This is a genomic window from Enemella evansiae, from assembly GCF_002250705.1.
In the GTDB taxonomy this organism is placed as follows: Bacteria; Actinomycetota; Actinomycetes; order Propionibacteriales; family Propionibacteriaceae; genus Enemella; species Enemella evansiae.
Genome location: NZ_NMVP01000011.1, coordinates 1 through 22,755, shown reverse-complemented (window position 1 = coordinate 22,755; position 22,755 = coordinate 1). Strand labels below are relative to the sequence as shown.

Sequence of the window (22,755 nt, the reverse complement as noted above, 5' to 3'; positions counted from 1 at the left end):
GTCTGCTTCAGTGAAGACATCACACCGGCGTGATGTCAGAACGGAGCACCATGACCACCGATTACGACGTCATCCAGATCGGCTTCGGTCCGGTCGGACACATCAGCACCGCCCTGCTCGCCCAGAACGACCACTCGGTGGGCATCTTCGAACGCTCGCCCGAGCAGTATCCGCTGCCGCGCGCGGGACACATCGACCACGAGATCATGCGGATCTTCCAGGGCGTCGGAGCAGCCCATGAGTTCGAGAAGTTCGCCATCCCGATCCCTGACTACGACATGCTCAACAAGCACGGCCAGGTGCTGATCCATCTGGACTGGAACGCGCCGACACCCTCGGGCTGGAAATCGGACTATCTGATCTACCAACCACACATGGAGGACGCGCTCTGCGAGGCGATGGGCAGGATCGGCGGTTACGACCTGCACCGCGGCTGGGAGGCGACCGCGATCGTGCAGCATCCCGACCACGTCGAGGTGCACGTCCGCGAGAACCGGCGGATCGACGGCAGCTGGCAGGCGGCCGGCCCGGAACGGGTGGTCACCGCGAAGTATCTGATCGGCGCGGACGGGGCGGGATCGTTCACCCGCCGCACGGTCGGCATCGAGATGGACGACCTCGGCTTCGAACATGACTGGCTGGTCACCGACATCAGGCCGCACGACCCCGACGTGTTCGTCGACATGCCCCAGGGTGGCGCCCAGGTCTGCGACCCGGCCCGGCCGACCTCGATGTTCCGCTGGCTCGGCCGCAACCATCTGCGCTGGGAGTTCAAGCTGCGTGACGACGAGAAACCCGAGGAGATGGCGACCGAGGAGAAGGTCTTCGAACTGCTGGCGAAGTGGGACGTCGGCCCGGACCGCTTCGACATCATCCGCAGGACCGTCTACACCTTCCGATCCCTGCTGGCGCGGAGTTTCCGCAAGGATCGGGTGCTGCTGATCGGCGACGCCGCCCACCTGATGCCGCCCTTCATGGGCCAGGGGATGTGTTCCGGCATCCGCGACGCGACCGCCCTCGCCTGGCGGCTCGACCTGATCCTGCGGGGCGTCGCCGGCGATGAGCTGCTGGACGGTTACACCAGCGAACGTTCCCCGCACGTGCGCAAGATCATCGACATCTCGGTGGAGCTCGGCAAGGTCATCTGCGTCACCGACGAGCAGGAGGCCGAGGAACGGGATCGGTTCCTGCTCAGCGGCGAGGCCCCGCCCCCGGAACCCTTCCCGTGGCTGACGGACGGTTTCCTGCAACCGGATCCGAGTACGCCCGAGGTCGGCCAGCTGGGTGTGCAGGGCCGGATCATCCGCGACGGCCGGACCGGGATGGCCGATGATCTGATCGGTACCGGATGGACCCTGTTCGTGCGTCGACCCGAACTGCTCGATGAGTTGGGGGCCGCGAGCCGCGGCGTACTCGAGGACCTGCGGGCGCATGCCTTCCACGTCACCCAGGCCCAGATCGACTCCCCGCGCACCGTGATCGACATCGACGCCACCTACAGCCAGTGGTTCGCCCGGCTCGGCGCGACAGCGGTGCTGGTGCGACCGGACTACTACGTCTACGGCACCGCGAGCACGCTCGAGGAGTTGGAGGCGATGCTGGCCGGGGTACGCGAGCAGCTCGGCGTACCGGTGTCGGCAGCGTCCGCGGCCCGCTGATCGGTCGGCGTCACCAGCTGCCGCCGCCGCCTCCGCCCCCGCCACCGCCGGAGAATCCGCCGCCGCCGAAGGACGACCCGCCGCCGAAGCCGGCGCCCGAGCTCCAGCCGCTGCCCCCGCCGGCGGACGGTGCCGGCATCGGGGTGGCCGCGGTGGACAGGGTGCTGTTCAGCGCGAGGATGTTGAAGGTGGTGAAGTCGCCGTAGTACCAGCCCGGCGCGACGTTCGGGATCCGGCCGGCGGCGATCAGCTCGCCGCAGAGCTTGGCCCAGCGTTCGGTGAGGCCGAAGATGATCGCCCACGGGAGGTACTTGGAGAAGATGTCCTCGCCCTCCTCGAACTTCAGCTGGTCCGCCTCGGCGGTGGCCAGATAGATCCGGAAGCCCTCGACCTGATCGGTCACCGCCCGGCCGACGGCGGTGCGCTGACCGCGGCGCAGCTTCCGGCGCACCACGAGCATGGTGATGACGATCGGGATCACCGCAAGCAGCAACGGCCAGATCCCGCCGATCACGCTCCAGACGACGGCGTTGCCCATCACCACCCAGGCCATGATCAGGATCCCGAACAGCCCGCCGGGTACGCGGCTCTTCTTGCCGACCGCGATGTTCTTGGGCATCTGGGTGAACCAGCCCTGGGCACGCACCTGTTTGCGCAGCTCGCGGGTGGTCGCGTCGTGCGCGTCGGTCAGGGTGCCGCGGTCACCGAGGGAGGCCACCGCACCGGGCGGGCGCCCCTCGAAGAGTTCGTTCAGCATCGCCACCTCGTGCGGGGCGGTGGCCACCGACGGATCGCGCAGGGTGGCCACATAGACCTTGCTGGACTCCCCTTCCGGGGACAGCGTGAGCGCACCGCGGGTGGCCAGGTCGATCAGGGTGGCGGTGGTGTCGGCGATGTCGACGACGCCGTCCTTGACCATGCCGGCCTCCCCGACAGGGATGCGGGGCGGTGAGAACGCCACCGGAATGGTGACCTTGCCCTGCTGCAGGGCGACCGGCGCGTTGCTGCCGGCCGGCGGAATGGTCCCCGGGGGTACGCCGACGAAGCGCTCGTCACGGCCGCGGCGGCGCCAGTAGAGCCAGCCGAGCAGCGGGGCGAAGATCGCGCTCAACCCCGCGGCGCCCGCGCCGATGATGGTGTTGCGGGTCTGCTTGTCCTGGGCCGCCTGGTCGGCGTTCTGCACCAGGATCGGATTCGGGTTCGCGACCAGACCCGGGGTGATCTTCACCCCGACGGTCAGCCCGGACCCGTCGGCGATGTCGCTCTGGCTGAACTCGGCGACCTGATCGGTGATGGTCTTGCTGGTGCACTCGGTGGTCTGGTTCCGACCGGGCGGGCCGGTGAAGCAGGAGACCTCCTGGGCGCCGCCGGGCACCTCGACTTTGACAGTGGCGTTGTCGATCGTCGCGTCCCAGTCGAAGCCGGTGGCGTCCCAGTAGAACTCGTCGTAGTCGCCCGAGGTGCGCATCGCCCCGGTGACCTTGTAGTTGATCACATAGGTCTCGGTGGAGTCGACGGTCTGGTTCTGCGAGCCGATCTGCAGCTGCAGCTTCTCGTTCCGGCTGCCCTCACCCATGGTGGAGGTCGTGTAGTTCGCGCTCGCACCGGTGGGGCTGCTCACCCGGATGTCGGAATAGTCGTAGACGGCGTCCTGCTCGTCATTGCCGTAGGGCTCCCGGGAGACGAGTTGGCGGTAGATGCCGTGCCGGTTGGAGCCGGCGAAGTTGTAGGTGATCGTCTCGGTCGCGCTCACCGAGCCGTCGGTGTTGACGGTGTAGCTGATGTCGAACTCGGAGATCGAATCCCCGGGCGCGGCATGGGCCAGTGGTGCCAGCTGGGGCGCACCCGGGGCGAGGACGAGCAGGGCGCCGAGCAAGAGCATCAGCGCCGCGGCCGGCAGCCTGGAGATTCGTGGCCGTCGTGTCGCTTGCACTGGGCGTCCCCCTCATCGTCCGTGGTACTCATTCCTACCGGTTTCGAGGGACCACTCCCAAATTGCCCTTGTGCCTGCGAAGCCTGTATGAGACTTTCCTCATGAAGGTTCCAGATCCAACTCACCCCAGGAGGGGCCCGTGCGCATCTCATTCCCCAAAGTGTTGCTTCGGATCGCACTCGTGATTTCGCTCGCGATCGGCTCGATCGGCCTCGTGGCCACGCCGGCACAGGCCGACACCAGGATCCACTACGCGATGTATGGCACGTTCGGTTCGTGCGAGAACGCTCGGCTGAATCTCGAATCCTCTGGACGCTTCTATGATGGCGTCTGCGCGCGCGAGTACGCAATCTATTGGGTGCTTTACATCACGAGGAAGGAAGGAGGTGGTGGTGGCGGTGTCGGCAGCTGGGGATGAGCAGGTCTGGCATGGGCGCGGTTGGATCGACCTGCGCCAGGATCTGTTCGTTCCGCGGAAGACGACCCCGTGCTCCTACCTGGTCAAAGTCCCGGTGAACGTCCCCGACCAGGCCCACGAGTTGGCGCTCACGGGGCGTCGACTGGATGTCGCCGGATCATGGGACGGTCACCAGTTCACCGTATCGAGCGCTGCCTTCGCCCAGAACCAGGAAGAACCCAGCTATGTCGGCACGCCCCCACATCCGGGCGAGTCCATGAGTTGGGCTGAGGGTCGCGCCCTCGAATCGTCGCGACCACCGGAGGCGATGGAGCGGCTCCTGGGTGCCAGCGCGATGCCAGCGATCCGCGAGAACCCGAGCCACGGCGCCACCCACCTCTCCTTGGAAGTCACCTACGTGGACCGCGAGCTCGAGGACTGGCGCGCCGCGCATCCGCTCGGGCGGTTCGTGCTCTTCCGTGCGACCATCGGCCAGACCGGCCGGTGGTTATTCGACTGACCTGCGCGCGTCAGCGGCGCTGCCGGTCGGCCAGGGCGCGCTCGGCCTCGCGGTCGGCGTCCCGGCGGCGCAGCGTCTGCCGCTTGTCATACTCACGCTTGCCGCTGGCGAGCGCGATCTCGACCTTGGCGTACCCGTCGTTGAAATAGATCGCCAACGGGACCAGGGTGCTGCCGGCGTCGCTCAGCTTGCGTTCCAGCCGGTCGATCTCGCGGCGGTGCAGCAGCAGCTTGCGGGTCCGGCGGGCGGTGTGGTTGGTCCAGGTGCCGTGGCTGTATTCGGGGATGTGTGCCTGGCGCAGCCAGACCTCCCCGTCGTCGATGGTGGCGAACGCGTCGACCAGCGACGCCCGGCCCTGACGCAGCGACTTCACCTCGGTCCCGGTGAGCACCATCCCGGCCTCGAAGGTGTCGTGGATGTTGTAGTCGTGGCGGGCCTTCTTGTTCTGGGCGACCATGGACCGACCGGTCTGCTTCTTGGCCATCGCACTCCCCTTCACACTCGCCGTGGACAACCGCCCCAGCCTACCAAGAGGTACGCCCCAGCCGCGCGGCATTTCCGCAGCGGGCCCGCGCGCCGGCTCAGTTGAAGAGGACCCCGGGGTTGCTCAGCTCGCCATCCATCCAGGTCATCAGGTGCAGGTGGCAGCCGGTCGACAGGCCGGTGGTGCCGGCGTACCCGATGATCTGGCCCTTGGTGACCCGCTGCCCCACGCTCACGGTGTAGGAGTTCGCGTGGTTGTAGCCGGTGGTGACGAACTTGCCGCCGACCTTGCCGTGGTCGATCATCAACCGGTTGCCGTAGGCGGAGTTGAAGTACTTCTCGGTGACCACACCATCGGCCGGGGCCCGCAGCGGGGCGTTGCACTGGGCGGCGAAGTCGGTGCCGTCGTGCAGCTTGTAGATCTTGGTGATCGGGTGCAGTCGCATCCCGAACGCCGAGGTGATCGTGGTGTCGGTCGGGTAGATGAATCCGCTGCCGGCGGTCTGCGCGGTGGCGTTCTGCACCGGGGCCGCGGCGGCACCGGCCTTGGGCGCGGCTGCGGCCTTCGGGGCCGACTTCGCCTGGGCGGCCGCGGCGTCGGCGCGTGCCTTCGCGGCGGCGGCATCGGCACGGGCCTTGGCGGCAGCGGCCTCGCGGGCCTTGCGGGCCTCCTCCGCCTTGCGCGCCTCCTCGGCCTTCTGCTGCACGATCCGCTCGGCGATCCGCTGCTCGACCTGGGCCCGCTCGGCGTTCAGGCCCTCGAGCTGCTGCTGGTCGGCGGCGAGCTGGTTGCGGGCCGCGGTCTCGGCCTCGCCGTTGCTGGTGACCAGCGCGGCCACGGCCTGCTCCTGCTGCCGCGCGGTGGACTCCAGCTGGGTGATCTGGCTCAGGTTGGTCGCGGCAGCGGCCCGCTCCTGCGCCATCTGCTTCTCGATGCCGTCCTGCTTGTCCTTGGCGGCGGTGAGCTGGGTCTGGATCTCCTTGAGCTTGTCCATCTCGGCCTGGGTCGAGTCGAACACCGTTGTCGACCACTGCACCCGGTTGGAGACGTCACCGGTGTCCTCGCCGGAGACCAGCATCCCGATGCCGACCAAGCCGGTGCGCTGCTGGTACTGGGTCCGCGCCACCTGGCCGACCTCGACCTGCTGGGCGTCGACGTTGCGCTGCCCCTCGGCCACCGCGGCCTTGGCCTTCTCCAGCTCGTCCTGGGCCTGGGAGAGCCGCTTGGCGGAGTCCTCGTCGGCCTTCTTCGCCGCACCGAGCTGGCGCTGGGTGTCGGCGAGCTGGTTGCGGGCATCGGTCAGCTGCTGCTGGGACTGGACCAGGCGGGCGGTGGCGTCGCTCAGTGCCCGGCTCGATTCGCTGACCTGGCCGCTGGTGCTGGTGATCTGCTGGTTGACCCGGTCGCGCTGATCGTTCAAGGGGTCATCGGCGTACGCGGTGGGCAGCAGCGTGCTGAACCCGAGGGCCGCGACCGCCAGGGCGCTGACGCCGAGGCGTACGCCGCGAGCGCACGCGCTCCGCGATCGGCGGGCGGTGGTGGTGCCGCGGTCGACGGGTCCGCCATCGAAGGCGGGGGGAAGATCCCGTGTCACTGCTGGTCCCCAATCGGTTGTGGGCGTACCGCCCGGTCAGGTCAAACTCTCAGGTACCGCCGGGTGGCGATGAGCGTGGGAATTATGGACAGCAGAATTCCCACTATGGCAACCCCTGCCATCGCCAGACCCGCTTGTGGCCAGCCAATCCAGGGTGAAGCCTCGATCAAGACTTCAGCTTTTCTGATGATGATGAAGTAAACGCCTGCGGCCAATGTTGCGCAAGCAAGACCCGCTCCGATGATGCCCGCGATCAGCGATTCGAGCAGGAACGGGAGCATGATGTAGAGGTTGCTGGCACCGACCAGCCGCATGATCCCTATCTCGCGTCTGCGGGCGAAGGCGGCCATCCGGATCGTGTTGCCGATCTGCAGGGCCGCCGCCAGCAGCAACAGCCCGGAGGCGATGATCGTCCCCCACTGCAGCAGCCCGAGCCACTGGAACAATCGGTCGAGCACCTTGTGCAGGTCCTGCACCGCCTGCACCCCCGGCAGCCCGGCGACCGCCGACACCACGCCCTGGTACTGCTCGGGGTTCTTCAGCTTGACCCGGAAGGACTCCTGCATCTGGTCGACGGTCAGCGAGTCCTGGATCGGGCTGCCCTCATAGGCCTTGCGGAACTCCTCGAAGGCCATCGGCTTGGACTCGAAGAAGACCTCGGCGACCTCGGGATTGGCCTGCAGCGTCTGCTGGATCTGGTCCTTCTGGGGCTGGGTCACCTCCTGGCCGGGGTCGCAGTTGTCGCCGCGGGTGTCCTTGGTGCAGAGGAAGACCGAGATCTCGATCTTGTCGTACCAGCGGCCCTTCATCAGGTCGACCTGCTGATTGGCCAGCAGCCCGGCCCCGAACAGCGACAGGGAGACCCACATGGTGACGATCACCGCGATCGTCATCGTCAGGTTGCGGCGGAGCCCGGACCAGGTCTCGGCGAAGGTGTGGCGCATCTCAGCTTTCCTCTTGGTGGCTCACGGCGTGCGGGGTGGTGTCGGTCCTGGTGCTCACTGGTAGCCGTACACCCCCTTGCTCTGGTCCCGGACGACCTCGCCGTCGTCGAGCTCGATCACCCGCTTGCGCATCTGGTCGACGATCGTCGAGTCGTGGGTGGCCATCACCACGGTGGTGTCGGAGCGGTTGATCCGGTCCAGCAGCTTCATGATCCCCACGCTGGTGTTGGGGTCGAGGTTGCCGGTCGGCTCGTCGGCGATCAGGATCTTGGGCCGGTTCACGAATGCGCGGGCGATCGCCACCCGCTGCTGCTCGCCGCCGGAGAGCTCCTCCGGCAGCCGGTCACCCTTGTTGCCCAGCCCGACCAGTTCCAGGGTCTCGGGCACCGCGCGGCGGATCACCCCGCTCGGCTTGCCGATCACCTGCAGGGCGAAGGCGACGTTCTCGTTGACGGTCTTGCCGGGCAGCAGCCGGAAGTCCTGGAAGACGGTGCCGATCTGGCGGCGCAGTTTCGGGATCTTCCACCCGGGCAGCCGGGACAGGTCCTTGCCGGCCACCCAGATCCGGCCGGTGCTGGGCCGGTACTCGCGCAGGATCAGCCGCATGAACGTCGACTTGCCGGACCCGGAGGCGCCGACGAGAAAGACGAACTCGCCCTTGTCGATCTCGACGTCGACATTCTTCAGGGCGGCGCGCCGCTGGCCCTCGTAGGTCTTGGAGACGTTCTCGAATCGGATCACGGCATCTGCTCCGGCCGCGGTCGACTACATGCCCTTTCGGGCACGCCCCGCAACGGGCTGCGCAGGGGAACGGCCGCCAGCGAGTTTAGGATCCGACAAAGATTTTCTTGGGATCTTCAGGCGCGTGGCGCCTGTGAATCAGGCCTCCCCGCTGGGCCTATGCGTTCGCCTCGGCCTCGGTCTCGGTGCGCTTGCGCCAGCGGATGCCGGCATCGATGAACGGGTCGATCTCGCCGTCGAAGACCGCGTCGGTGTTGCCGGTCTCCTGTTCGGTACGCAGGTCCTTCACCATCTGATAGGGATGCAGCACATAGGAGCGCATCTGCGCACCCCAGGAGCCGGCGCCCTCGGACTTCAGCGCGTTCAGCTCGGCCTCGCGCTCCTCGCGGGCCTTCTCCAGCAGCCGAGACTGCAGCACCCGCATCGCGGCGACCTTGTTCTGCAGCTGGGACTTCTCGTTCTGGCAGGAGACCACGACACCGGTCGGCAGGTGGGTGATCCGGACCGCGGAGTCGGTGGTGTTCACCGACTGCCCGCCGGGGCCGGAGGAGCGGAACACATCGATCCGCAGGTCGGCCTCGGGGATGTCGATGTGGTCGGCCTCCTCGGTGACCGGCAGCACGTCGACGCCGGCGAAGGAGGTCTGCCGGCGGCCCTGGTTGTCGAAGGGCGAGATCCGCACCAGCCGGTGGGTGCCCTGCTCGACCGACAGCGTGCCGTACGCGAAGGGGGCCTTGACGGTGAAGGTGGCCGACTTGATGCCGGCCTCTTCGGCGTAGGAGATGTCGTAGACCTCGGTCGGGTAACCGTGCCGCTCCGCCCAGCGCAGGTACATCCGCAGCAGCTTCTCGGCGAAGTCCGAGGCGTCCACCCCGCCGGCCTCGGCGCGGATGGTGACCACGGCCTCCCGCTCGTCGTACTCCCCCGACAGCAGGGTGCGCACCTCGAGCGCCTCGATGTCCTTGGTCAGCTTGCCGAGCTCGCGTTCGGCCTCGGCCAGCGAATCGGCGTCGTTCTCCTCGGTACCGAGTTCGACCAGTACGCCGAGGTCGTCGAGTCGGGCGCGCAGCGCGGAGACCCGGTTCAGTTCGTTCTGCAGGTGGGACAGCCGCGAGGTGACCCGCTGGGCGTTCTCCTGGTCGTCCCACAGGTCGGGGGCGGCGACCTGCCGCTCCAGGTCGGCGATCTCCTCGGCCTTGGAATCGGGGTCGACGACCTTCTCGATCGAACTCAGCGAGTGATCGAGGGTCGCCAGGGAGGATGCGAAGTCAACTGCCACAGCGCACAAGCCTACCGCTGCTCGCTGACCAGCATGGCGAGCGCGCCCCCGGGCCGCCCCTCGAAGACGTGCGGGGCATCCCCGCGGTAGCTGATGAAGTCCCCCGGCCCGAGCAGCACCGGGGCGTCGGCCGGGCCGATCAGCGCCGACCCGCTGCACAACAACAGGTGCTCGACGGTGCCCTGCGGATGCGGGTCGGATTCGCGCCGGGCACCCTCGGCGACCTCGAGCCGGTAGAGATCGCAGCGGCTGTCCTGGGCGGCGGTGGCGAGCAGCGTCGCCAGATAGCCGCCGGCCCCTGAGGCGTACGCCTGCCCCTCGCCCGCGCGGACCACGGTGACCCGGCTGGTCGCCGGTTCGACCAGCCGGGCGAACGGGATGCCGAGCGCGGTCGCCAGCGCCCAGAGCGTCTCCACGCTCGGGTTGCCGCTGCCCGCCTCGAGCTGGGACAGGGTGGACTTGGCGACATTGGCGCGGCGGCCGAGTTCGCTGATCGACCAGCCCGCCCGGGCGCGCTCGCGTTGCAGATTGGCCGCCACCGCCCGGACCGCATCCGACATGTTCGCTCCATCAGTCGATCGTTCTTCTTGACGAACACTAGGTTCGACGTTCAGACTGTAGAACATTCGTCCGCCATAGAGAACACGAGCGATGGAACAGGTGATCATGTCCGCGCAGCCGCTGCGCCGCTCTCCCGGCTTCCGCGCCGGTGTCTCGATCGCGATCGCCGTCGGTCTCTACGGCGCCTCCTTCGGCGCGCTGTCGGTGGCCGCCGGGCTGAACGTCTGGCAGACCCAGGCGCTCAGCCTGCTGATGTTCACCGGCGGTTCGCAGTTCGCGTTCATCGGCGTGCTGGCCGGCGGCGGTACCGGGTTGTCGGCGCTCGGCGCGGCCAGCCTGCTCGGCATCCGCAATGGGGTCTACGGGATGCAGATCAATGCCGCCCTGGCCCCGCGCGGTTGGCGCCGGCCGCTCGCCGCGCAGCTGACCATCGACGAGTCCACCGCGACCGCCCTCGGTCAGCAGGGCCGCACCGAGCAGGCCCGGGGCTTCTGGACCGCCGGGATCGGTGTCTTCCTGCTCTGGAACGCCTTCACGCTGATCGGCGCCCTGGCCGGCAATGCGATGGGTGACCCGAAACAGTGGGGGCTGGACGGCGCCGCGGTGGCCGCGTTCGTCGGCCTGCTCTGGCCGCGGCTGAAGGGCCGCGAGCCGGTCGCGGTGGCGGTGCTCTGCGCGGTGGTCACCGCGGTCTGCGTGCCGTTCCTGCCCCCGGGCGTACCGATCCTGGTCGCCGCCGCGGTCGCCGGCCTGGTCGGCTGGTTCGGCCGGGGCCCGGCCGATGAGGGCATGGAACCCGACTTCGAGGTCGGGGGTGCCTCACGATGACGATGTGGTGGTGGGTGCTCGGCGCCTGCGCGATCGCCTTCGCGATCAAGGGTTCCGGCTATCTGATCCCGGCCGAGCGGCTGGAGTCGCCGAAGATCACCCGGGTCGCCGGGGTGATGACGATCGGGCTGCTGGCCTCGCTGGTCACCATGAACACCTTCGCCGACGGCCAACAGCTGCGCCTGGACGCCCGGGTCGCGGCGCTGGTGGTGGCGATCATCGCCTTCGCGCTCCGCGCGCCGTACCTGCTGGTGGTCATCCTCGGCGCGGCGGCCGCCGCCGGCGTCAGGCTTCTGGGCTGGGGTTGACGCTCTCTTCTGTCGGCTCGCGCCCGCGCGCCCAATCCCCGCTCTTCATCGCAGTCGTCGAAATCCTCGCGGGATCGACGACGGCGAGACCCGGTAACGCGTGGATTTCTCCTTGGTGCTCTTCCAGAGCGGGGGCGCGCTACCGACGCTCGCCGACGTTGAGCACCTCGCGGGTCTGCTCGACGTCGGCGCTGATCTGGTCGATCAACTGCGGGATGCCCTCGAACTTCACGTTGCCACGCAGCCGCTGCACGAAGTCGACGCGCACCGGTACGCCGTAGAGTTCCAGATCGTCGCGATCCAGCACGTACGCCTCCACCACCGTCTCCGGGACGTCGTCGAAGGTGGGATTGGTACCGACCGAGATGGCGGCCGGCCAGGCGGGTGCGTCCGGGACGTCGGTACGCCGCAGCCAGCCCGCGTACACCCCATCGGCCGGGGCCTGGAACCCCTTGGGCACCGGGAGATTCGCGGTCGGGAAGCCGAGCTCTCGGCCGCGCTGGTGGCCCACCACGACCTCCCCGCTGAACCCGAACGGGCGGCCCAGGTGCTGGGCCGCGGCCGCTACGTCGCCCTCGGCGAGCAGCCGGCGTACCTCGGTGGAACTGGTGGTGTGGTGCTCGGTGTCCAGCAGCTCCAGCACGCTCACCTCGAAGCCGTGGTCCGGGTCACGGCCGATCTCGGTCAGGGTGTCCACGGTGCCGGCGGCCTTGTGCCCGAAGCGGAAGTTGCGGCCGACGACCACCCGGGCCGGGCGCAGCGGCAGCAGCCGCTGCTTCACGAACTCCTCCGGGGTGGTCGACATCAGTTCGCGGCTGAACCGGATCACCTCCACCTGATCGGCGCCGGCCTCGCGCAGCATCGCCATCCGGTGCGCCAGGTCGCAGAGCAGCAGCGGTTCCTGGCCGGGGCGGACGACCGACATCGGGTGCGGCCAGAAGGTCACGGCGACCAGCCGCGCCCCCGGCTCCAGCCGCCGGGCGGCCTGCAGGACCGCCCGGTGCCCCTGGTGTACGCCGTCGAAGTTGCCGATGACGACGACACTCGCCTCGTCCTCCACGTCCGATCCTCACTGCCGCCCGAATGCTCCGGATCGATGCTAGCGACCCGGGGCACGACCGAGCGCGCACGACCGCGGCCCGGAGAGTTCCCGACGAACGGTCACGAAATGGCAACCATTGCTCCGATGGCCGGGGGCCGGGGGCCTCGGTGGTCGAAGATGTCCCCGGGGACATGCCCCGTGTCCCGCCCCCAGGGAGATCTCATGAAACGGTTGTGCCCGCCCACCCCATCCCTCACCTCATCCCTCACCGCGGCCGGTGTCGCGCTCGGACTGGTCCTCACCGGCCTGGCCACGCCCGCGTCGGCCGCCCCGACCCCGACACCCACCACCCGCAAGACCGCCGCCCCCCGCGCCGACTTCACCAGCTACGACGACCGGGTGATCTTCCAGTCCTTCTCGCTGTTCCAGCCCGAGAGCGCCGACATGTACCGCACGCTCGGCACCAGGACCGCCCAACTCAACAAGTGGGGCATCACCGACGTCTGGCTGCCCCCGGCGTACCGCTCCTTCGGGATGTCGCGCTATCAGGAGGGGTACGCCGTCGCCGACCGCTACGACCTCGGCGAGTTCGACCTCGACAAGGACGGCAGACCCGACCCGACCAAGTACGGCACCGCCGGTGAGCTGAAGTCGCTGATGACCAGCCTGCACGGCGCGAACCTGAAGGGCCAGGTGGACCTGGTACCGAACCAGATGATGGGCCTGACCGGCCGGGAGGCGGTCACCGCGACCCGCACCGACCAGAACGGCAATCGCTACATCGCCGACGGCCGGCCGACCGACTTCGTCAACCAGATCTACCTCGCCTACACCAAGGGCGGCGGCCCGGGTCAGGCGAAGTACGGCCTGATCAAGGAATTCAACGCCGATCACTGGAACGGCACCTCGCTGCAGCAGATCGGCTACGGCGACACCCTCAAGGATGCCAACGGCAAGCCCTATCGGGTGGACCAGCCGAATGCCGCCGACAACAACGTGCCCGGCTGGCTGGATCTCAGCAAGGGTCACAACACCGTCGACGGTTACCTGTCCTCGCGCGATGCCTACCAGATCGAGGGCGACAACTGGCGGCCCTACCTGATCAACGACCCGGATTTCGTGAAGTACGCGAAGTCCAGCTGCGGCTTCCCCGACGACGCCGCGGTCCGTACCGGGTCGGGCAGCAAGTCGATCTGGGACTGCCGGGACGCGTTCATCGACCAGTCCCAGGATTACGCCAAGAACCCGGATGCGCTGCCCGGCACGAAGTACAACTACTGGGGCGAGGAACCGACGGTCGACAACTCGGTCACCGGCATCGACTGGCCCGACCAGATCCGCTTCGCCGGGCACGACCAGATCAACCAAGGTCTACCCAGATCCCAGGAATTTCTTGTCGGCAACGATTTCGACAATGCCCGGGCGGACGTGCAGGCCGAGCAGCGCAACTGGATGCAGTTCCTGCTGAACAACTACGACTTCGACGGCTTCCGCGTCGACGCCGCCGCGCACTACCCCACCAAGATCCTGGACATGGTCGCCGAGGAGACCGCGAAGAAGTTCGGCAACGACACCAGTCAATACCTGAACTATCTGGAGACCTACGACGGCGGGCAGCGGGGCTATCTGGACGGAAGCGGCAATCGCCAGCTCGCCTACGATGCGACGCTCTTCTTCACCATGCAGGACTCGGTGAACAGGGCGAGCCAGCCGCTGGGCAATGTCTGGAAGTTCTCCGACGCCAACAAGGCCGGCAACCGGATGTCCCCCGGCGGGGACTATCGGCCGAACTGGTCCTTCGTCTCCAACCACGACCAGGAGAAGAACTGGATCAACGCCCAGCTGCTCAAGGACCTGGGGATGCGCGAGGGCGGCTGCAGCGGCGGACCGCTGAAGTGCAAGTCGCTGAACGTCTCCTACAACAAGGCGGCCGAACAGCAGGCGATCTCGGAGTGGAACGCCGACCTGGCCAAGCCGAGCAGCCAGAAGCAGATCTCGCCGAAGAACGTGCCGGCGCAGTACGCGATCATCCTCACCAACAAGGCGACCACACCGACGGTCTTCTACGGCGACCTGTACCGCACCGACGGTGCGTACATGGCGGAGAAGACGCCCTACTTCGATGAGATCGACGCGCTGCTGAAGGCGCGCAAGACCTACGCCAAGGGTGAACAGAAGGCGTACGACTTCGGCACCGACACCGCGGCCAGCGTGCGGCTCGGCATGGGTCGCGAGTCCGGGTTGGCGACGGTGATCAGCACCAATCCGAGCGTGGACAAGACGATCCGGATCGACATGGGCGGACGCGACCACGCCAACCAGGCGTACCGCGACGTCACCGACAAGAACACCCAGACGCTGATCACCGACGGACAGGGCTTCCTCACCGTGCCGGTCAAGGGTTCGGCGAACACCCCGGAGGTGTCGGGATACCTGGGGGTGTGGGCGCCGGTCGACAACACCGCGGTGATCGCCACCCATGGCGCGATCGACGCGAAATGGCAACAGGTGAAGGGAATCGTCGGCGCACCGACCAGCCCGGAGAACTGCTACCTGGTCGGTGGCGGCTGCTTCCAGACCTTCGAGCGGGCATCCATCTACTGGTCACCGAGCACCGGCGCCCAGTTCGTCCGCGGCCGGATCCGGGACAAGTGGGGCCAGCTCGGCTGGGAGGGCGGCTTCTACGGTTATCCGACCTCCGATGAGTTCTGCGGCCTGCGCGACGGTGGCTGCGGGCAACGCTTCCAGAACGGCCTGATCCTGTGGTCCCCGGCCACCGACGCGCACGCGGTGCAGGGCCGTATCCTCGCCGCCTACGCCGACCTCGGCTGGGAGAACAGCAAGCTCGGCTATCCGCTGCAGGAGGAGTTCTGCGGGCTGCGCGACGGCGGCTGCGTGCAACGCTTCCAGGGTGGGCTGATCTACTGGTCGCGGGCGACCGACTCCCGGGTGGTGCTCGGCGCCATCGAGCAGGCGTACGCCAACCAGGGTTGGGAGAACGGCATCGGCTACCCGCAGGTCAACGAGTTCTGCGGGCTCCGCGACGGCGGCTGTGGGCAGCATTTCCAGTACGGCAGCATCTACTGGTCACCGGCCAGTGGTTCGTGGGTCGTCAAGGGCGCGATCCGCGACGAGTACGCCGCCCGTGGCTGGGAGAACGGGCCGCTCGGCTACCCGGTGAGCAACGAGCAGTGCGATGCGGGTGGGTGCGTGCAGTACTACCAGCGCGGCCGGATCACCTGGAACCTGCGCGACGGGGCCAGATCCTGGTTCTGAACCGAACGGGGGATGCCCCCGCAGACAGTTCGGCCCCGGCGTCGGTTTGCGGACGCCGGGGCCGGACCGTGTCGGGGCGGATCAGACGCCGGTCTTCGCCAGGCCGCCGGAGCTGGACTTGGTGGTGCTGCTGGAGCTCCTGGTCGGCTTGGCGGTGCTCGACTTCGTCGCGCTCTTGGTCGGGGTGGACGCGCTCTCACCGGGGCCGAAGTCGGCGGTCTCGCAGGCGTAGCCGTCCTTGTCACGGTCGAGCCTGGGGGCGTAGTCGGGGTCTCCGGCGGGGATGTCGCGGCGCATGGTGTCGCTGCAGCTCTTCGGCGGGGCGGCCTGGGCGACGGTGGTCGGGATCAGCAGGCCGGAGCCGAGCAGGGCGGCCGCGGCGAGGGTGGCGATGGTGCGGTTCTTCATGGGGTGCTCCTTGGGGTCGGGACACCCCTGACGGACGGGGGTGTCCCTCCTCACGCTAAGCCGCACTTCCGGGGCTGTCCGGGCTTTCGGAAAACTGACCGCAGGTGAAGTTTGCGGCCGTTCAGGAGAAGACGGCCTCGGCCTTCGCGTCGGGGCCGTCCGGGGCGTACAGGGCGAGGAATCGGCCCTCGTGCAGCATGGCGGTGAGCGCGCCGAGCTGTACGCCCGGAAGCCGTTGTCCATAGGAGATCGCGCGCGCCATCGCCTCGTCGACCGCCAGCGTCGGGAAGCATTCGGCGGCCACCTCGTCGATGCCGATCAGGGTGAGCCGCTCGGTGTCGTTGTCGACCGGCTGGGCCCGGTCCAGGCCGAACGGCCCGACCCGGGTACGCCGCAGCACGGTCAGGTGGCCGCCGCACCCCAGCGCGGCCCCCAGATCCCGCGCCAGCGCCCGGATGTAGGTGCCGGAGGAGCAGCGCACCCGGACCCGCAGATCCAGTACCGGCGTACCCTCCACCTCGGCGGGATCGCTGCCCAGCAAGGAGAATTCGAAGACCGTCACCGGGCGGGCCGTCAGCTCGACGTCCTCGCCCGCCCGCACCCGGGCGTACGATCGCTTGCCGTCGATCTTGATCGCCGACACCTTGGTCGGCACCTGCAGGATGTCCCCGCGGAACGGCTGCATCGCCTTGTCCAGCAGGGATTCATCGAGTTTGCCGCAGCCGCGCCGCTCGATCGTGTCGCCCTCGGCGTCGTCGGTCACGGTGGATTCACCGAGCCGGATCGTCGCGGTGTACTCCTTCTCGGTGAGCATCAGGTGGCCGAGCAACCGGGTGGCCCGATTGACCCCGACCAGCAGGACCCCGGTCGCCATCGGGTCGAGGGTGCCGGCATGACCGACCTTGCGGGTACCGAGCAGGCGTCGGCACCGGCCGACGATCTGGTGGGAGGTCCACCCCTGGGGCTTGTCGACGACGACCAGGCCGGATTCACCGGTGTTCACCGCCGGTCGTCGGCCTCATCCGGGTCGGTCTCATCGTCGGGGTGCCGGTAGGGATCGGCCTCGCCCGCGTACTGCGCCCCGGCCGCGCGCTGGGCCAGCTCGGCGTCATGATCGCGGGTGCTGGCCAACAGCTCCTCGATGTGCCGGGCGTTCTCCGGCATCGCATCGGCCACGAACGTGAGCGAGGGCGCGAACCGCAGCCCGAGCTGCTTGCCGATGGTGGAGCGGATCAGTCCCTTGGCCGAGTCGAGCGCGACCTGCGAGGAGGCCAGATCGGCCTGCTCGCCGAGCACGGTGTAGAAGATCGTCGCCTCCCGCGAGTCGCCGGTGAGCCGGACATCGGTCACCGTGACGAAGCCCAGGCGCGGGTCCTTGATCCGCCGCTCCAACATCTGCGCGGTGATCACCTTGATCTGATCGGCAAGCTTCTGCACGCGGGGGTTGCTCATAGCCCCCCATCATTCCAGATCCGGGGGCGGGATAGATTCGCAATCACAGCCAGCGTCGCCTGCCCACCCGATGCCAGGAGATGACGCCCGCGATGAACCACCCCGCTGTCCTGACGAGTCCGACCGCCCGCACCGCGGGGCTGCTCTGGATCACCGCCCCACTCTGGTACGTACTCTGCGAGGCGATCGCCGCCTCCGCCTTCCCGGGTTACAGCTATGCCCGCTTCTACATCAGCGACCTCGGGGTGCCGGAGATCGGCACCGTGCAGGGCCGCACGGTGAACTCACCGCTGCACGCGGTGATGAATGCCGGCTTCGTCGGCACCGGGTTGCTGTTCTTCGTCGGGACGCTGCTGCTGGTACCGCTGCTGCGCCCGGGGCTGGCCCGGGTGGCGCTGCTGGTGCTGGCCGCGGGGCACACGGTCGGGATCACCCTGGTGGGACTGGTGCCGGGATCCTCGGCCAATATCGCCAACGGGCTGATGATGTTCCGCGCCCTCGGCGCGCTGGCGGCGATCGCCGGTGGGAACCTGGTCGCGATCGTGTCCGCGTGGTCACTGGGTACGCTCGGGCGGCGGCGCTGGCTGGGGCCGGTGCTCGGTGCGCTGGGTCTGGTCAGCGCCGGCCTGCTGGTCGCCCATGCACTGCTGCCCGACGGGGTCTGGGAGCGGGGCGCGGTCTACCCCTTCTTCGCGTGGCAATTCCTCACCGGACTCGCGCTGTGGCGGCTGCAACCCACCACCGAGCCCGCGGACCCCGCTACCCTGCCGACATGACCGACCCCGACCTGGCGGTGCGCACCGCCGACGAACGCGCCAGCCTGCTCGGCTTCGTGGAGGACCAGCGGCTGCAGATCGAGCGGCTCGCCGGCGACCTGACCGAGGAGGAGGCCCGCGCCTCGCTGGTGCCCTCGCTGACCACCGTGCTCGGCCTGCTCAAGCACGCGACGTTCGTGGAGCAGGTCTGGTTCGAGACCCGGATCGCCGGGCGCACCCGCGCCGAGATCGGCCTGCCGGAGACCGTCGACGAGTCGTTCACGCTGTCCGACACCGACAACCTGGCCGGCGCGCTCGCCGACTTCCGCGCGGCCTGCGAACGCTCCCGCCAGCGCATCGCGGAGGTGGAGCTGGATCAGGTCGTCGAGGCCCGGCACGGTGAGGTCAGCGTGCGCTGGATCCTGCTGCACCTGATCCGCGAGTACGCCCGCCACGCCGGCCACGCCGACATCCTCCGCGAGCAACTCCAGGCCCGTCGCTGACCCTCCCCGGATCCCCTCGGCCCGATGCACCCTTGACCCTCGGAATGCATCAAGGAAATCGCTGATACCCCCGACGCATCAAGAAAAAGCTTGATGCCCCAGCTGGATCAGGGAAAAGCTTGATCCCCTCTGCGAATCAAGGAAAAGCTTGCTGCCTTCGGTGGATCAAGCGAAAGCTTGACCCGTCCCGGGCATCAAACAGGTATCGGTTGGCGGGGCATCCCTGAGGGTGAACCGGAGGCGGCATCCGGGGGTCCCTGAGAAGGGATCGCGGCATCCCCTGGGGCATCCCTGAACACGCCCGAACGGGCTGGCATGCGACCCCACCGTCCGGGCATCGTGGACTCATCACCAACAACGAAAGGCATCTCATGAGCTCGCTCGCCCGTCCTCGCCACAACCGGGTGATCGCCGGCGTCTGCGCCGGACTGGGCCGCCGGTTCGGCATCAGCGCCAACACCGTCCGGCTGATCTTCGTGCTCAGCTGCCTGCTCCCCGGCCCGCAGTTCCTGATCTACCTGGCGCTGTGGATCATCCTCCCCAACGACTGACCCCTCTCCCGCAACGCAGCGATCCCGCGTACCCGCCCCGGGGTGCGCGGGATCGCTGTGTTCCGGCCCTTCCCGAACCCACGACGGAGTGGTTGAGTGTGGTATGACCACTCGGCGCACCCTCCTCACCCTGCTGGTCACGCTGGTCGCCCTGTTCGCGCCCACGCTGGCCCCCGCCGGTGCCACACCGGCCCAGGCGAACCCCGCACCGCGGGGCGCCGAACTCATCGCCGTCACCCCGGTCGCCGACCGGCAGGTCGACCTGACCGTCCGCTCCGCCGCGCTCGGCGGCCGGCAGGTGAAGGTACGCCTGCTCACCCCCGACGGCTGGAATCCCGACGACCGCTCGCAGCACTGGCCGACCCTGTGGCTGCTGCACGGCTGCTGCGGTGACTACACCAGCTGGACCAAGGCCACCGACGTGGAGAACTTCCCCGAACTCCGCAAGGTGCTGGTGGTGATGCCGGAGGCCGGCTGGAACGGCTGGTACTCCGACTGGTGGAACCAGGGCAGCAACACCGGCGACAACTGGGAGACCTTCCACACCGTCGAACTCCGCCAACTCCTGGAGAAGCAGTTCGGCGGCTCACCGAATCGCACCGTCGCCGGCCTGTCGATGGGCGGCCAGGGCGCATTGCTGTACGCCGCCCGGCACCCGGGGATGTTCCGCGCCGCCGCGGCGTACTCCGGATCGGTGCATCCCCTGCTGTCCAAGGAATCCACCGACCGGCTGATGGGCTTCTTCGCCCACGACGGCAACGACCCGACCAACGTCTGGGGCGACCCCGTCGCCCAACGCGACATCTGGGAGGCGCACGACCCGTACTACATCCCGCAGCACCTGAAATCGATCCCGGTCTATCTCTCGGTCGGCAACGGCCAACCGGGACCTTACGACCGGCCGGGCAGCTACGACGCGCTGGAGGCCGATTTCGCCCGCCAGAACGAGGCCCTGGCGGCCCGGCTCCGCGACCTCGGCGCGAAGAACCTGACCACCAACTTCTACGGCCCCGGCCAGCACAAATGGGCCTACTGGGAGCGCGAACTCCGTGCCTCCCTGCCGATGCTGCTGGACGCGATGAACGTCCGCTGAACGCAGCGATCCCGCGTACCCGACCCCTGCAACAGGGCGGGTACGCGGGATCGTCGCGTTACGGCGTACGCCTCAGCCGATCAGTCGCGCGCCTTCTCCCGCATCTCGTAGGTCTCGATGATGTCCTCGACCCGGATGTCGGAGTAGTTGGCGAGCGTGATACCGCACTCGAAGCCCTCGCGGACCTCGGTGACGTCGTCCTTCTCCCGGCGCAGCGAGTTGATGGTGGTCTCGGTGACCACCACGCCGTCGCGGAGCAGACGCGCCTTGGCATTGCGTCGGATGAGCCCGGTCTGCACCATGCAGCCCGCGATCGTACCGATCTTGGAGGAGCGGAAGATCTCGCGGATCTCGGCGGTACCGAGGGCCGCCTCCTCGTAGATCGGCTTCAGCATGCCCTTCAGCGCGGCCTCGATCTCGTCAATCGCGGCGTAGATCACCGAGTAGTAGCGGATGTCGACGTTCTCGCGATCCGCCTGCTCGGTGGCCTTGCCCTGGGTCCGGACGTTGTAGCCGATGATCACCGCACCCGAAGCCGCCGCCAGCGACACGTTGGTCTCGGTGATGGCACCGACACCGCGGTCGATCACGCGCAGCGACACCTCGTCGCCCACGTCGATCTTGGACAGCGCCTCCTCCAGGGCCTCCACCGAACCGGCGGAATCGCCCTTGAGGATGAGCAGCAGCTCCTGGGTCTCGCCCTTCTCCAACTGCTCGAACAGCTGGTCGAGGGTCTTGCGGCGGGCGCCCGCGGCCTGCGCGGCGGCCCGTCGACGGGACTCCCGCTGGTCCGCGATCTGCCGCGCGGTCCGATCGTCGGCGACCACCAGGAAGGAGTCACCGGCACCCGGAACCGAGGTCAGACCGAGCACCTGGACCGGCATCGACGGCGGCGCCTCCTCGACGCTGTCGCCGAGGTCGTTGACCAGCGCCCGGACGCGGCCGTGGGCCGGACCGGCGACGATCGAGTCGCCGACCTTCAGCGTACCGCGCTGCACCAGCACGGTCGCCACCGGGCCGCGGCCCTTGTCCAGGTGCGCCTCGATGGCCACACCCTGGGCGTCCATGCTCGGGTTCGCGCGCAGGTCGAGGGCGGCGTCGGCGGTCAGCACGACCGCTTCCAGCAGCTCGTCCAGGCCCTGGCCGGTGGTCGCCGACACGTCGACGAACATCGTCTCGCCGCCGTACTCCTCGGGCACCAGACCGTATTCGGTGAGCTGGCCGCGGACCTTGGCCGGATCGGCCGTTTCCTTGTCGACCTTGTTCACCGCGACCACGACCGGCACCTCGGCCGCCGTGGCGTGGTTCAGCGCCTCGATGGTCTGCGGCATCACACCGTCATCGGCGGCCACCACGAGCACCGCGATGTCGGTGGACTTGGCGCCACGGGCACGCATCTGGGTGAACGCCTCGTGACCCGGGGTGTCGATGAAGGTGATCGCCCGCTCGGTGCCGTCGACCTCGGTCGCGACCTGGTAGGCGCCGATGGACTGGGTGATGCCACCGGCCTCCTTGGCCACCACGTTGGACTTGCGCAGCGCGTCCAACAGCTTGGTCTTACCGTGGTCGACGTGACCCATCACGGTCACCACCGGCGGCCGGGCGGCGAGATCGGACTCATCACCCTCGTCCTCACCGAACTCCAGGTCGAAGCGCTCCAACAGCTCGCGGTCCTCGTCCTCGGGCGAGACCACGGTGATGTTGTAGTTCAGCTCCGCGCCGAGCAGCTGCAGCGTCTCGTCGTTGACCGACTGGGTGGCGGTCACCATCTCGCCCATGCCGAAGAGCACCTGCACCAGCTGGGCGGCGTCGACGTTGATCTTCTCGGCGAGATCGGTCAGCGAGGCACCGCGGCGCAGCCGGACGGTCTGCCCGTCGCCCTGCCGGATGCGTACGCCACCGATCGTCGGCGCTTCCATCTGGTCGAACTCTTGGCGCTTCTGCCGCTTCGACTTGCGGCCCCGGCGGGACTGCCCGCCACGACCGAACGCACCCTGGGTACCGGCGCCGCCGCGACCACCGCGACCGCGACCGCCCCCGGGCGGACCGCCCATCGGGCCGCCACGACCGGGGCCACCGCCACCGGGACGTCCCCGACCCGGACCGCCGCCACGGCCGCCACCACGACCGGGGGCGGCACCGAGCTGGTTGGAGCTCTGCTTGGGCATCATCGCCGGGTTCGGCCGCGGCATGCCCGACAGGGCACCCGGACGTGGCCCGGCACGCCCGGCGTCGCCACCACGCGGGGCACCGGGACGGGCGCCACCACGGTTCTCGCCGCTACCGGGACGGGCACCGTCCGGACGCGGACGCCGGCTCTGGGTACCCATCCCCTGCGAGGACGAGAACGGGTTGTTGCCCGGGCGCGGGGCACCCGGACGCGGCCGGGCGCCACCGGGCAGCCCGCCGGTCGAACCGGGACGCGGCG

The 22,755-nt window shown here is 68.6% G+C and carries 22 protein-coding genes; 10 read left to right on the top strand and 12 right to left on the bottom strand.

Translation table 11 applies throughout. The annotated features are described in order from the left end of the window. The first annotated feature begins 50 nt into the window (after positions 1 to 50). Entirely contained in the window at positions 51 to 1,658 is a 1,608-nt protein-coding gene (mhpA, locus tag BI335_RS08425) for a bifunctional 3-(3-hydroxy-phenyl)propionate/3-hydroxycinnamic acid hydroxylase MhpA (RefSeq protein WP_172421792.1), read from the top strand. A 10-nt stretch (positions 1,659 to 1,668) separates the two neighbouring features. Here the strand turns inward: mhpA and BI335_RS08420 are convergent, their stop codons facing one another. After that, on the bottom strand, positions 1,669 to 3,591 hold the full coding sequence (locus BI335_RS08420) for a DUF2207 domain-containing protein (RefSeq protein WP_144009090.1): 1,923 nt from the start codon (positions 3,589 to 3,591) through the stop codon (positions 1,669 to 1,671). A gap of 139 nt (positions 3,592 to 3,730) precedes the next feature. Here BI335_RS08420 and BI335_RS08415 point away from each other — a divergent pair, with 139 nt between their 5' ends. Both BI335_RS08415 and BI335_RS08410 read left to right on the top strand, forming a co-directional pair. After that, positions 3,731 to 4,009, top strand: a complete 279-nt coding sequence (locus BI335_RS08415; protein WP_144009089.1) for a hypothetical protein — start codon at positions 3,731 to 3,733, stop codon at positions 4,007 to 4,009. After that, positions 3,984 to 4,508: a hypothetical protein gene (locus tag BI335_RS08410; RefSeq protein ID WP_094430277.1), complete on the top strand. Its 525-nt coding sequence runs from the start codon at positions 3,984 to 3,986 to the stop codon at positions 4,506 to 4,508. The genes BI335_RS08415 and BI335_RS08410 overlap by 26 nt, the downstream gene beginning before the upstream one ends. A 10-nt stretch (positions 4,509 to 4,518) precedes the next feature. Here BI335_RS08410 and smpB read toward each other — a convergent pair whose 3' ends face one another. The 6 genes from smpB to BI335_RS08380 all read right to left on the bottom strand — a co-directional run bounded on the left by smpB (position 4,519) and on the right by BI335_RS08380 (position 10,110). Further along, entirely contained in the window at positions 4,519 to 4,992 is a 474-nt protein-coding gene (gene smpB, locus BI335_RS08405) for an SsrA-binding protein SmpB (RefSeq protein WP_094405288.1), read from the bottom strand. A 97-nt stretch (positions 4,993 to 5,089) separates the two neighbouring features. Next, the gene (locus BI335_RS08400; RefSeq protein WP_094430274.1) at positions 5,090 to 6,586 is read right to left on the bottom strand and encodes a M23 family metallopeptidase; all 1,497 of its coding nucleotides are present in this window, start codon (positions 6,584 to 6,586) and stop codon (positions 5,090 to 5,092) included. A 41-nt stretch (positions 6,587 to 6,627) separates the two neighbouring features. Next, complete coding sequence (ftsX, locus tag BI335_RS08395; protein ID WP_094355514.1) at positions 6,628 to 7,530, bottom strand: permease-like cell division protein FtsX; 903 nt, start codon at positions 7,528 to 7,530, stop codon at positions 6,628 to 6,630. 54 nt (positions 7,531 to 7,584) lie between these two features. Then, positions 7,585 to 8,271: a cell division ATP-binding protein FtsE gene (gene ftsE / locus BI335_RS08390; RefSeq protein WP_094430272.1), complete on the bottom strand. Its 687-nt coding sequence runs from the start codon at positions 8,269 to 8,271 to the stop codon at positions 7,585 to 7,587. Positions 8,272 to 8,428: 157 nt separating this feature from the next. Continuing rightward, the gene (gene prfB, locus BI335_RS08385; protein WP_094430270.1) at positions 8,429 to 9,550 is read right to left on the bottom strand and encodes a peptide chain release factor 2; all 1,122 of its coding nucleotides are present in this window, start codon (positions 9,548 to 9,550) and stop codon (positions 8,429 to 8,431) included. An 11-nt stretch (positions 9,551 to 9,561) separates the two neighbouring features. Further along, positions 9,562 to 10,110, bottom strand: coding sequence for a helix-turn-helix domain-containing protein (locus tag BI335_RS08380; protein ID WP_094430268.1), 549 nt, complete (start codon positions 10,108 to 10,110; stop codon positions 9,562 to 9,564). Between the two features lie 91 nt (positions 10,111 to 10,201). Here BI335_RS08380 and BI335_RS08375 point away from each other — a divergent pair, with 91 nt between their 5' ends. Together BI335_RS08375 and BI335_RS08370 are read left to right on the top strand one after the other, a co-directional pair. Beyond that, positions 10,202 to 10,939 (top strand): AzlC family ABC transporter permease, encoded by a 738-nt coding sequence (locus tag BI335_RS08375; RefSeq protein ID WP_229119502.1) that lies wholly within the window; start codon positions 10,202 to 10,204, stop codon positions 10,937 to 10,939. Then, positions 10,936 to 11,247, top strand: a complete 312-nt coding sequence (locus BI335_RS08370) for an AzlD domain-containing protein (protein WP_094430266.1) — start codon at positions 10,936 to 10,938, stop codon at positions 11,245 to 11,247. Before BI335_RS08375 ends, BI335_RS08370 begins: the two co-directional genes overlap by 4 nt. 139 nt (positions 11,248 to 11,386) lie before the next feature. Here BI335_RS08370 and BI335_RS08365 read toward each other — a convergent pair whose 3' ends face one another. Then, complete coding sequence (locus BI335_RS08365) at positions 11,387 to 12,307, bottom strand: bifunctional riboflavin kinase/FAD synthetase (protein WP_094430264.1); 921 nt, start codon at positions 12,305 to 12,307, stop codon at positions 11,387 to 11,389. Between the two features lie 204 nt (positions 12,308 to 12,511). Between BI335_RS08365 and BI335_RS08360 the strand changes: the two genes are divergently transcribed. Beyond that, entirely contained in the window at positions 12,512 to 15,565 is a 3,054-nt protein-coding gene (locus BI335_RS08360) for a glycoside hydrolase family 70 protein (protein ID WP_172421791.1), read from the top strand. Positions 15,566 to 15,646: 81 nt separating this feature from the next. Here the strand turns inward: BI335_RS08360 and BI335_RS08355 are convergent, their stop codons facing one another. The 3 genes from BI335_RS08355 to rbfA all read right to left on the bottom strand — a co-directional run bounded on the left by BI335_RS08355 (position 15,647) and on the right by rbfA (position 17,425). Continuing rightward, entirely contained in the window at positions 15,647 to 15,973 is a 327-nt protein-coding gene (locus BI335_RS08355) for an excalibur calcium-binding domain-containing protein (protein WP_094430260.1), read from the bottom strand. A 121-nt stretch (positions 15,974 to 16,094) separates the two neighbouring features. Next, on the bottom strand, positions 16,095 to 16,976 hold the full coding sequence (gene truB / locus BI335_RS08350; protein WP_094430258.1) for a tRNA pseudouridine(55) synthase TruB: 882 nt from the start codon (positions 16,974 to 16,976) through the stop codon (positions 16,095 to 16,097). After that, complete coding sequence (gene rbfA / locus BI335_RS08345; protein ID WP_094430256.1) at positions 16,973 to 17,425, bottom strand: 30S ribosome-binding factor RbfA; 453 nt, start codon at positions 17,423 to 17,425, stop codon at positions 16,973 to 16,975. The genes truB and rbfA overlap by 4 nt, the downstream gene beginning before the upstream one ends. Before the next feature lie 92 nt (positions 17,426 to 17,517). On the opposite strand from rbfA, the gene BI335_RS08340 reads away from it, so the two are divergent. The 4 genes from BI335_RS08340 to BI335_RS08325 all read left to right on the top strand — a co-directional run bounded on the left by BI335_RS08340 (position 17,518) and on the right by BI335_RS08325 (position 20,327). Then, positions 17,518 to 18,201 (top strand): DUF998 domain-containing protein, encoded by a 684-nt coding sequence (locus BI335_RS08340; protein WP_172421790.1) that lies wholly within the window; start codon positions 17,518 to 17,520, stop codon positions 18,199 to 18,201. Continuing rightward, positions 18,198 to 18,683, top strand: a complete 486-nt coding sequence (locus BI335_RS08335) for a DinB family protein (protein WP_094430252.1) — start codon at positions 18,198 to 18,200, stop codon at positions 18,681 to 18,683. The genes BI335_RS08340 and BI335_RS08335 overlap by 4 nt, the downstream gene beginning before the upstream one ends. Positions 18,684 to 19,054: 371 nt before the next feature. Beyond that, positions 19,055 to 19,234: a PspC domain-containing protein gene (locus BI335_RS08330; RefSeq protein WP_094430250.1), complete on the top strand. Its 180-nt coding sequence runs from the start codon at positions 19,055 to 19,057 to the stop codon at positions 19,232 to 19,234. Between the two features lie 103 nt (positions 19,235 to 19,337). Next, on the top strand, positions 19,338 to 20,327 hold the full coding sequence (locus tag BI335_RS08325; protein ID WP_094430248.1) for an alpha/beta hydrolase: 990 nt from the start codon (positions 19,338 to 19,340) through the stop codon (positions 20,325 to 20,327). An 80-nt stretch (positions 20,328 to 20,407) separates the two neighbouring features. Here BI335_RS08325 and infB read toward each other — a convergent pair. Further along, positions 20,408 to 22,755 (bottom strand): translation initiation factor IF-2 (gene infB / locus BI335_RS08320; RefSeq protein ID WP_094430246.1); only part of this gene is annotated, 2,348 nt, incomplete at its 5' end.